This is a genomic window from Lutimonas sp., from assembly GCF_051011215.1.
Classification (GTDB): domain Bacteria; phylum Bacteroidota; class Bacteroidia; order Flavobacteriales; family Flavobacteriaceae; genus Lutimonas.
In genome coordinates, this window is the sequence record NZ_JBPCUJ010000012.1 from 1 (window position 1) to 10,851 (window position 10,851).

Genomic DNA, 10,851 nt, shown 5'->3' on the forward strand with positions numbered 1-10,851 from the left:
AGATTCCATGTATTCGTTGAAAAATCAAATGACCAGAGCTCAGTGTTTTTAAAGTTCTGTCTTCTGTTATTCTCATTGATATATTGACCATTAAAAACATAAAATCGCGAGGCGTCTTTGATCCAATAGGCGCCATGAAGTCCTTTGGGAATTGTTGCAGATTCGATAGGATGGTAAACTTCCCACTCATGTTGCATTTTGTCATAATAAGTAAAAAAATCCCGTACCGACCAAAAGCCATAGCCACCATATTTAAAGACGGTGTTATTATGCTTAAAAATACTGGCGCCATATTGCATTCCATGGTCATAGGAATTGTCAATTCTTTTAATCGTATCATTATGAATCGTAAAGACCATGCCGCCCTGACTTTGCACAAAATAGACTAATTTTTCAATTCTTAGTGGAAAGTAGGAGAGTGGAATCAAAGCCTTTTCAGTTTCATTTTCGAATTGTAATCTAATTGTATTTATTTCAAAACTTTCTAAGTCAATAGCCACCATTTTATCTGCATAATACAGCTCGAAAGTGTTGTTGAGAGTATCTAGAGATGAATTTAGATAGCCCCTTAAATCCTCTATGTTTATTTTTTGAGAATAAGTGTTAAGGCCTATAAATACAAGTAGAAAAAATAATCTCATTATTATGCGAGTATATAATTAGGTTAAATATACGGTTTAATTTAGCATTGGATTGTAGAAGGTAATTATTCCTGGTCTCCCGAGTATTTTATTATTGAAACGATCCGTAAATAATGTACAATGAAAGGTGTCAAAAACAAAAATATCAGTTTAAATGCGGAAGAAAGAAATACCTCCGAAATGACATTATTTTTCGAACAGATTAAGAGCTTGCTTTCGGATGATAGAAATGTAGCATCTGGAAGAAAGCCTACTGTTAAAAGAAAACATATGATGGGAGAATGTACCTATATAACTGATTTCAGAGAAAAGAAAATTCTGGATAAGAAGGGGTTCTTCTCTTTATTGGGTTTTGAAGATGATGAAGTAAGTTTTGACTTTGTTTTTAAGGGTTATCATCAAGAAGATGCCATATTGATAAAGCAGATTATTAAAACTGTGGTATATGCCGCGGTGAATTCAAAAAACAGTGATCCGGATCTTCAATTGAATTTGACATATAGACGAAAAAGAAAAGATGGTAGCTATATCCATTTACTTTGCCAGTTATCGGTTCATGAAGTAGGAAGCCGGGGGAATCTTTTAAAATCATTTACCAGATTAATAGATATTTCTTATCTCAACTTAAACACACCAGTAAGCTGGTCAATTCGTTCGCGAAGCATGGCAGAAGAGGAGGTGAGCAAGAGCATACATGATTTATTCATAAATCCATTTACAAAAAGAGAAATAGAAGTTATAAAAGAAATTGAAAAAGGAGGGTCGAATCAGGAGATTGCGGATAGGTTGTTTATTAGCCGTCACACCATTGCAACCCATCGAAAGAATATTTTCAGAAAATGCAACTGCAATACTGTTTTAGACCTTTTATTGTATTGTAAAAAGCTTGATATAATTTGAAAAGCATATGCCTTTACATTCCTTTTTAATCTAAACAAAAGGGTTTTAATTGGCACACCCTAAATTGCTTTTATAGTTGTTTGCTATAGGATCCGTGAGAGAAATTTTGATTCTCAAGAACTAATTTAACGAAATGAGATGCTTAATTACCCTTTATAACCAACCCCCACCAAAGTAACCTCAATACCTCGTTTATTAAAGCGTTTGTCTTTAGAGGCTTCTTCATCAATATAGAGTACTGTGTATCCTTTTTCAGCTGCTTGCTTTTGTAGTTCTTTTAAACAATTTCTTTTAACTTTTGACTTGGTACCAAAATTAAGACTCGTCTTGATGGTTTCAGTCATCTTGCTTCCTCGGGTCATTTCTGCTACTTCATTTAAATCATAGATCACCTGAACTTCTTCCCAATTTATTGCTGTCTTTTGCGCATCTGAGGTTTGAGCCAATGCCAGGCAAAATGTTAAAAAAAGTATTCCGAATAATGCGATTTTTTTCGTCATAACCCTGATATTTAATTTGTCTCTACCATTAATTTAGTACAAAAAAAATAAAATAAATTAAATATAAAATTAATATGGTAAAATATTAACAGTATTTTGAGGATATGGTAATTAATGTTATTTAAAAGGTTTGTGTTCTACAGATAAAAAAGAATAAGGTTTGCTCTTGTTCTGATGTTTGGAAGGATGCAAAACATTCTAAACAATTATAAAAGTCATGTTTTGTTTATAGGAGGCTTATTATATTAGCTCTTTCAATTATAAGTATGTCGAATTTGACCAAGGGTCTTGTTATTTTTTTCTTCCTTCTAGGAATGCAGATGCTATCAGCGCAAGACGAAACCTCTTTAAGGCAAAAAGAAATTCATGTCAAATGGATTGACGAAGAAATTGACCTCGATGGGGCCCTTAAAGAACAGGTTTGGCAAAAAACAGATGTAGCCACTGATTTTTGGCAATATTTCCCGACTGATACGGTCTTAAGCTCCTCTCAGACTGAAATCAGAATGCTTTTTGATAAAAAGTATCTATATGTAGGAATTAAAGTTTATGCCATTGGAGATGATTATATCGTTCCTTCATTAAAAAGAGACTTTTCGGCCCGAGCCAATGACAATATAAGTATGATGTTTGATACCTATCGCGATGGAAATAATGCCTTCATGTTTGGTACCAACCCAGAAGGTGTTCAGCGGGAGGCCCTGATCTCTGGTGGAGGAGCAGAAAGAAAAGATTTCAGATCTACCTGGGATGTTAAATGGGAAAATGTTTCAAAGAAATACAAGGGCTACTATATTGCAGAAATGAAGATTCCATTGGCTTCATTTAAATTCAAGGATCAGGAAACAAGATGGCGCTTTACATCCTATCGATTTGATACCCAATCTAATGAATGGAGTACCTGGGGAAATACTCCTCAGAATCAAATGATCAGTAACCTTGCCTTTATGGGGAACATGGTTTTTGAAAAGCCTTTGAATAAAGTAAAAACACCATTCGCCGTGATACCATATGTGTCGGGAAATGTGTCAAGAGACTATGATCTTGGAGAAACTAGCACCGATTTTTCAATAGGCGGAGATGCCAAGATTCCAATAGGAAATAGTCTGAACCTGGATCTGACCATTAACCCGGATTTTTCACAGGTAGAGGTTGATGAATTAGTGGTCAATTTAACTCGTTTTGAGGTTTTTTTGCCCGAAAAGAGGCAGTTTTTTATCGATAACGCAGATCTTTTTTCTGATTTTGGAAGTATTCGTTCTGCCAATCCTTTTTTCTCCAGAAGAATTGGAATTGCTGAAGATCTAGAAGGAAATACTATTGAAAACAGCATCATTGCAGGGGCGAGACTAAGCGGGAAAATAAATAATAATTTGCGTATCGGGGTATTGAATATACAAACTGCCGAAGACGCCGCGAATGAAATTCCGACCAATAACAATACTGTAGTTGCGGTCCAACAAAAAGTGTTTAGCCGGTCAAATATCGGATTTATTTTTGTCAACAGGCAAGTGACCAAGTTGTCGGACTTTGTAGAGGAAGCTGAAGAATACAACAGGGTTTTAGGACTTGATTTTAATCTGAGAAGTGAAGATAATAAATGGTCCGGAAAGTACTATTTGCATAAATCTTTTGCCCCTGATGCAGGAGATAAGGAAATGTCATCTGGTGGCTTTATAGAGTACAATACCAGAGATTGGAAGTTTGGTCTCAATGGAATTTATGTGGGCGATGACTTTCAGGCAGATCTGGGATATATCAGACGAAATGATATTGTAACTATTGATCCTGTGGCGACCCGGGTTTTTTATCCGACAGCCTCAAAAATAAACACCCATACACTCGAAGTCAGAGGCTCTTCGACATGGAGCCCGGAACTCGATTTTAAACACACCGATGGTATGGTAGATGTAGAATATCAGATTCAGTTCAGAAATCAAAGTAGTATAGAGATGGCATTGAATCATCGCTACACGTATTTATTGGAAGATTTTGATCCTACAGGTTCAGATAATGGAGAGCCATTACCGGCATTTAGTGAATATACTTACAGTAAGTTTGATTTTAGTTACCGTTCTGATGGAAGGAAGGCATTCTCATTCGTTGCCAGAACGGATGTAGGTGAATTTTTTAACGGCTACAGATACTCTTTAACCAGTGATTTTCGACTTCGATTACAACCCTATTTTACAGCCTCTTTTCGATCGAGTGTTAATTATATTGACCTTCCGGACCCCTATCCTACAGAAACTATTTTATTTGTGGGTCCAAAGTTTGAATTTACCTTTACCAAGAACTTGTTTTGGTCTACTTTTATTCAATATAACAGTCAGGACGAAGATTTTAGCATTAATTCAAGATTGCAATGGCGTTTTAAACCTCTGTCGGATTTATATGTGGTGTACAATGATAATTATAAAACCACACCATTTTCTCCGGGTACAAGAGCCTTGATCGTCAAGTTTACCTATTGGATTAATATTTGAGTTTACCAATAATTAATATATATACAATGAAAAAATCCTTTTTTACCTTCTTATTTTTTGCTGTCGGCTTGCATTTTGCCATCGCCCAAACTGAACTATTCGAAGACCAGCTGTATGAATTACCAGCTGTCATTTTTACAAAAATTGAGACAGCAACGGAGTATGAATCTTCGTATGAATTGAAGATCAAACAACCCTTAGATCATTCCGACGCATCAAAAGGTTATTTTTATCAAAGGGCATTTTTATCGCATAAAGGGTATGACAGGCCAACAGTTATCATAACGCAAGGTTATACCAGAACGCAAAATAGAATTGGAGAGCTTGCCGATTATCTCGATGCGAATCAGATCGATGTGGAGCATCGGTATTTTGGAGAAAGTATGCCCGATTCACTAGACTATAATTACTTAAATTTAAAGCAGGCTACCGCCGATCTTCATCACATCCGACAGGTTTTTGGACAGATTTATGATGGTAAATGGGTGAGTACCGGTATCAGCAAAGGTGGAGCAACTACCATTTATTACAGGTATTATTATCCTGAAGATGTTGATGTGAGTGTGCCTTATGTGGCTCCTATCAACAGGGAGGTAGAAGATCAGCGCTTGTATACTTTTCTTGAATCAGTGGGGTCTGAAGATTGTCGTGAAAAAATCAGGGCTTTTCAAGAAAGGGTTCTGTCTAATAGAGATGAAATTTTACCGCTCCTTAAATTTTACAGTTTAGGGGCCAAGGTGAGTTTTACCTACCATACTTTTGAGGAAGCTTTCGAGTATACAGTTCTTGAATATCCATTTTCTTTTTGGCAATATGGTCAGGATTGCTCGGCAATACCCGATGAGAAAGCTTCTACTGAAGACATGCTGGAATATCTTTTATCTGTTTCTGACATCAGTTTTTTTGGAGATAAACAGGTTGAGCAATACGGCTCACATTATTACCAGTCAGCCCAGGAAATGGGATATTATGGCTATGAAACAAGTAAGTTTGAAGGCCTTCTTGTAGCGCTTCCCAATGACGAGAACCCTCAGGCCACTTTTGTTCCGAACAAAATGGAAGTAAACTTTGACGGACAACTTTTAAAGGATGCGAATGAATGGCTCGAAAAGGGGGTTGACAGGATGGTTTATATTAACGGCGCAATAGATACCTGGTCGGCAACTGCTGTTCCTCAAAGTGATAAAGGAGATTCTGAATGGTTCTTTATGGATGGAAAGCATCACGGAACTGCCAGGATAAAAAATATGACTGCATCTGAAAAAGAAAGATTTAAAGCCGCTATGGAAAAATGGCTGTCGATTGAAATCGATGATTAGCGTCAGATAAAAAGTATTGAATGTGAGACGATGTAAAATATAGATTCTTGAGATCTATTTTCTTTAAATTTTTTGATGATTGAGAAATAAGGTTTTCACGGGCCTGTCTAAATCATTAACTTCGAACATTTAATCTTAAATAATTCAAATGAAGTCGAAATCAAGCCTGACAAATGTATTTTTATTAGTGTTGTTCTTGAGTCAATTTGTTTATGCTCAAGAGAATAATCAATGGAAAACGCTGTCTTGTACTGGAGAACCCGTGGCTCGTCATGAAGCTACTTTTTTAGGAATAAATGATCATTTCTATCTGCTGGGAGGACGCCGAATTCAACCTGTTTCTATTTATGATGTAGAATCGAACACCTGGTCTCAGGGGGCAAAACCGCCAATAGAATTACATCATTTTCAAGGATTTTCATATGATGGAGATGTATATGTGGCTGGGGCGTTTACAGGAGAATTTCCATATGAAAAACCTGTCAAAGATATTTATAAATATGATGTCGAAACGGATGCTTGGTCCATAGCATTCGGGATGCCTGAAGGACGAGAAAGAGGTGCAGGTGGTTCAGTTATTTTTAAGGACAAACTCTATGTTGTTGGTGGATTGATAAATGGTCATTGGGATGGTCATGTGACCTGGTTTGACGTCTATGATTTTGCAACGAAGCAATGGAGTGAATTACCGGATATACCTAGGTACCGTGATCATTTCAATGCGGTCATCGTCAATGATAAAATGTATTTGGTTGCTGGAAGAATCAGCTCTGGGAAAACAGAAGAATTTTTTGAATTAACAGAGAATAAAATTGATGTGTTTGATTTTAGAACTGCTGAATGGACCACTTTGGAAACCACTTTGCCAACTGGTCGTGCAGGAAATGCTGCCATCGCAATTGATGATGAGTTAATCATTGCAGGAGGCGAAAGTAGTGCTCAGGTAAAAGCCCATAATGAAGTTGAGGCGCTGAACGTTTTGACTGGGGAATGGACTGACTATCCATCTTTAATTAACGGAAGACACGGTACCCAATTAATTTATTATAAAGGTTCACTTTATATTGCTTCAGGCTGCGGAAACAGAGGGGGAAATCCGGAGCTGACGAGCCTTGAAAAATACTAGTTTCTCATTCGATTCAATATACTAATGTAAGAGTTGAAGGCTTAAAAAATAGGGTTTACAATGAAACGTCTAATCTCTTGAGGCTCGATGCAAACGAAGATTTAATAATCAACATTGATTTAAGATCAATTTACGTCACCATTTTAGATTAATGACTTGACGTAAATGATCAGTCAATCTTGCGAAAATCTTTTGATAAGTTGGAAGAAATGATCGGGCTTTATGAAGCAAAAAGAGGTAATGCCAATATAATCCGAGTTCAAAGTTTTTAACCAATTATTATTATCCTAACCACCGTTATTTTTGGCATTTGTCAATACGGTGCTAAAAAAGGTGTGTCATCACCTTTGAGAAATCATCAGTTTTTTTAAGAAGTTCACTGCGATTATTTTTGAGAAATAAGCGCATAATTCTGGTCAATTGAAAAATATTTTTCAAACTGGTACGGACAGGTACGGTTTATTCGATTTTTATTCTATATTTGCTGCATGAGTATAGTTTCAATCAAAGATAATTCCGGAAAACCAAAGTACAAACAGATCATCGCCTCTATTGAAGAAGCGATTGTTGGTGGAACGTTAAAAAAAGGAGATAAATTACCTTCACTGAATAGTATCAAGATCAAGCACAAGGTTTCGAGAGATACCGTATTTACGGCATTTAATGAATTGAAAAACAGGGGTATTATTCAATCTGTCGCAGGCAAAGGTTTTTACGTTGCCAGCGAAGATGTCATGGTAACTCAAAAAATATTTTTATTGTTTGATGAACTCAACTCGTTTAAGGAAGATCTGTACAATTCATTTCTTGCCAACCTGGGAGATCATATCCAGGTTGATATATTTTTCCATCACTTTAATAGTAGCATTTTTAGCAAATTGATTTATGACAATATTGGAGACTACAGCTACTTCGTTATCATGCCTGCTAATTTAGAAAACACCCATCAGGTGATCGATAAACTACCTTCTGACAAGGTCTTTATTCTGGATCAAACCCATGATGATTTGTCTAATTATCCAGCCGTTTATCAAAATTTTGAAAAGGATATGTATTCTGGTCTTACCGATGCATTGAAATTTATTGCAAATTATCAGAAAATCATACTGTTGTTCGATCAGTATAAACAACCTGAAGGCCTGTCAAAAGGTTTTAAAATGTTTTGTGGAGAAAATAAAATCGAATACGAAATAGTTGATTCTTTGGAATCAAGAAAACCAATAGCTGGAGAAATTTATATTATTCCTGACGATAGAAGTTTGATACAAATAATCAAAAAAATTAAACAGGAAGGCTTGGTGCTGGCAAATGAAATCGGCATCATATCATATAATGACACCTTATTAAAGGAAATAGTTGAAGGAGGAATTACCACTATTTCAACTGATTTTAATGCCATGGGGAAAAGACTGGCTGAGATGATTTTGAATAATGAAAATTTAAAAATTGAAAATCCTAATCGCTTAATTATCAGGCGATCAATTTAATATGTCACTTGTCAGGGTGTTTATAAAATTCCTTAGTTCAATGTAAAAGTGTCAGCTTAATTAAGGTACAGAATAAGAAAAAAAGTAAAAAGTAATAAATGTTAGACGTCAATTCATTTCAAACCGACATTAAAATTGACTCTCCAGGGAGAATCAATTTAATAGGCGAGCATATTGATTACAATGGGGGACTTGTTTTGCCTGCTGCAATCGATAAAAAAATAACTTTTAAATTCAGAAAGAACCATTCGAATACTTGTGAGATCCTTTCTAGTAATTTTAAAAGTAGTTTTAAAATCAATCTCAATGAAATTTCAAGAAGTAAAACAGAGTGGCAGAACTATATTTTAGGAGTAATTTACCATATCAATGTTTTAAAACCCGGGTTAATTAAGGGGTTCGATTGTATCATTGAAAGTAATTTGCCACTTGGTTCAGGAATCAGTTCTTCAGCGGCCCTTGAATGTGGTGTTGCCAAAGGGTTAAATGAGCTTTTTGACATAGGATTAACCGATCTTGAAATGATCAAACTATCACGTGACGCCGAACATACTTTTGTGGGTACAAAGTGCGGTATTATGGATCAATTCGCTGTGGTGAAAGGAAAGGAAAACAGTCTTATTCTTTTAGACTGTGAGACGCTGGAATATAAATTAATTCCTGCTGATTTTTCTCCCTATACGGTGCTGCTTCTCAACACGAATGTATCCCACAGTTTAGCCAGCAGTGAGTATAACGTGAGGAGAGATGAATGCAATACGGCCTTGGCAGCCATTCAAAAGAAATATCCGAAATACAGATCATTGGCTGAAATTGAACCTGAAGTTGTACAAGAATTCAAACAGATCTTACCTGAAAAGGTTTTTAATAGGGCGCTTTATGTTTCCGAGGAACACCGCCGAACTTTAAAAGCAGCGAAATGTCTTGATCAGAATGACCTCAAAGGGTTTGGTGATTGTCTCTACGGGTCTCATAACGGACTTCAACATATGTACGAAGTGAGTTGTAAGGAACTTGATTTTTTAGTTGATTTCTCTAAAGACCTTGAATACGTAATTGGTTCAAGAATGATGGGAGGCGGATTCGGAGGATGCACCATCAACTTGGTTCTTACCGATAAGGTAGAAGCATTTATTGAAAATGCGACGGCTGCTTATCAAGAGAAATTCGATCTGGATTTATCCCCTATAAAAGTGAAAATAAGTAATGGAGTTTCCAAAATAGAATCAAATGCAAAATAACTTTAATAACGAACCCCACAGAAGATATAATATACTGACCGATGAGTGGGTTTTGGTATCTCCTCACCGAACCAAACGTCCCTGGCAAGGTAAGACGGATAAAATACTTAATGTCACGAGGCCATCGTATGATGAAACGTGTTATTTATGTCCAACAAATACACGAGCAGGTGGCGAAGTAAATCCAGACTATTCTGGGACATATAGTTTTATTAATGATTTTGCTGCTGTATTCCCTGGAAGTAATACTTCTTCATATAAAAAAGGCTTACTGGAAGCTGCTGGAGAGACAGGCATATGCAAAGTTGTTTGCTTCTCAGAAGATCATTCGTTGACATTGCCCCTAATGAGTGTTAATGAGATTCATGAGGTCGTAAAATTATGGCAAAGAGAATACTTGGAACTGGGAGCCTTGCCACAAATTACTCATGTACAGATATTTGAGAATAAAGGCGATATAATGGGGTGCAGTAATCCTCATCCACACGGCCAGATATGGTCACAGAGTTCAATTCCTGAAATCATTTTAAACAAACAGAAGCAACAAAAAGCATACTGGGAGACAAATGGAGCAAGTTTATTATCAGCTTATGTTCAACAGGAGATTGAATTAAATGAAAGAATTGTTTTAGAAAATGATCATTTTGTTGCCTTGGTTCCATATTGGGCAGTATGGCCTTATGAAACCATGGTTGTTCCAAAAAAACATCATCAGCACATAGGACAACTAAACGAAGACGAACAACTAGCTTTCGCTGCTATTCTAAAAGATTTGACAACGAAATATGATAATCTTTTTGAAACCTCTTTTCCTTATTCATCAGGAATTCATCAAAGCCCAACGGATCAGGAGCATCCAGAATGGCATTTTCATATGTCGTTTTATCCACCTTTACTCCGTTCAGCCGAAGTCAAAAAATTCATGGTCGGATACGAAATGTTCGCGAATCCACAGAGGGATATTACTGCAGAACAGGCTGCAGACACCTTGAAATCACTAAGTACAACTCATTATTTGAAAACCAATTAAAATCCAAAAAAATGACAGGGAATTTTGAACTATTAGATTACGTAATATTTATATGTTATGCAATATTAATTCTTGGCGTAGGGTTATGGGTGTCAAGAGATAAAGAAGGGCATCAGAAAAA

The 10,851-nt window shown here is 36.2% G+C and carries 9 protein-coding genes; 7 read left to right on the plus strand and 2 right to left on the minus strand.

The window, feature by feature from the left end:
* Positions 1-641, minus strand: a 641-nt coding sequence (locus tag ACR2MV_RS01380) for a hypothetical protein (protein WP_434020082.1), incomplete at its 3' end; no start/stop codon positions are given.
* A gap of 120 nt (positions 642-761) precedes the next feature.
* Between ACR2MV_RS01380 and ACR2MV_RS01385 the strand changes: the two genes are divergently transcribed.
* The gene (locus tag ACR2MV_RS01385) at positions 762-1,541 is read left to right on the plus strand and encodes a LuxR C-terminal-related transcriptional regulator (protein ID WP_434020083.1); all 780 of its coding nucleotides are present in this window, start codon (positions 762-764) and stop codon (positions 1,539-1,541) included.
* 146 nt (positions 1,542-1,687) lie between these two features.
* Here the strand turns inward: ACR2MV_RS01385 and ACR2MV_RS01390 are convergent, their stop codons facing one another.
* Positions 1,688-2,041, minus strand: a complete 354-nt coding sequence (locus tag ACR2MV_RS01390) for a hypothetical protein (RefSeq protein ID WP_434020084.1) — start codon at positions 2,039-2,041, stop codon at positions 1,688-1,690.
* Positions 2,042-2,307: 266 nt separating this feature from the next.
* Between ACR2MV_RS01390 and ACR2MV_RS01395 the strand changes: the two genes are divergently transcribed.
* From ACR2MV_RS01395 to ACR2MV_RS01420, 6 genes are all read left to right on the plus strand, one after another.
* Positions 2,308-4,527 carry a DUF5916 domain-containing protein gene (locus tag ACR2MV_RS01395; protein ID WP_434020085.1) on the plus strand — a complete coding sequence of 740 codons (2,220 nt, stop codon included), beginning with the start codon at positions 2,308-2,310 and terminating at the stop codon, positions 4,525-4,527.
* Between the two features lie 26 nt (positions 4,528-4,553).
* Positions 4,554-5,846, plus strand: a complete 1,293-nt coding sequence (locus ACR2MV_RS01400) for a S28 family serine protease (protein WP_434020086.1) — start codon at positions 4,554-4,556, stop codon at positions 5,844-5,846.
* A gap of 148 nt (positions 5,847-5,994) precedes the next feature.
* Entirely contained in the window at positions 5,995-6,972 is a 978-nt protein-coding gene (locus tag ACR2MV_RS01405; protein ID WP_434020087.1) for a Kelch repeat-containing protein, read from the plus strand.
* Positions 6,973-7,460: 488 nt separating this feature from the next.
* Positions 7,461-8,459: a GntR family transcriptional regulator gene (locus ACR2MV_RS01410; RefSeq protein ID WP_434020088.1), complete on the plus strand. Its 999-nt coding sequence runs from the start codon at positions 7,461-7,463 to the stop codon at positions 8,457-8,459.
* 98 nt (positions 8,460-8,557) lie between these two features.
* Complete coding sequence (gene galK / locus ACR2MV_RS01415) at positions 8,558-9,700, plus strand: galactokinase (protein ID WP_434020089.1); 1,143 nt, start codon at positions 8,558-8,560, stop codon at positions 9,698-9,700.
* A complete protein-coding gene (locus ACR2MV_RS01420) occupies positions 9,690-10,730 on the plus strand; it encodes a UDP-glucose--hexose-1-phosphate uridylyltransferase (RefSeq protein WP_434020090.1) in 1,041 nt (346 codons plus the stop codon). The genes galK and ACR2MV_RS01420 overlap by 11 nt, the downstream gene beginning before the upstream one ends.
* The last annotated feature ends 121 nt before the right edge of the window (positions 10,731-10,851 follow it).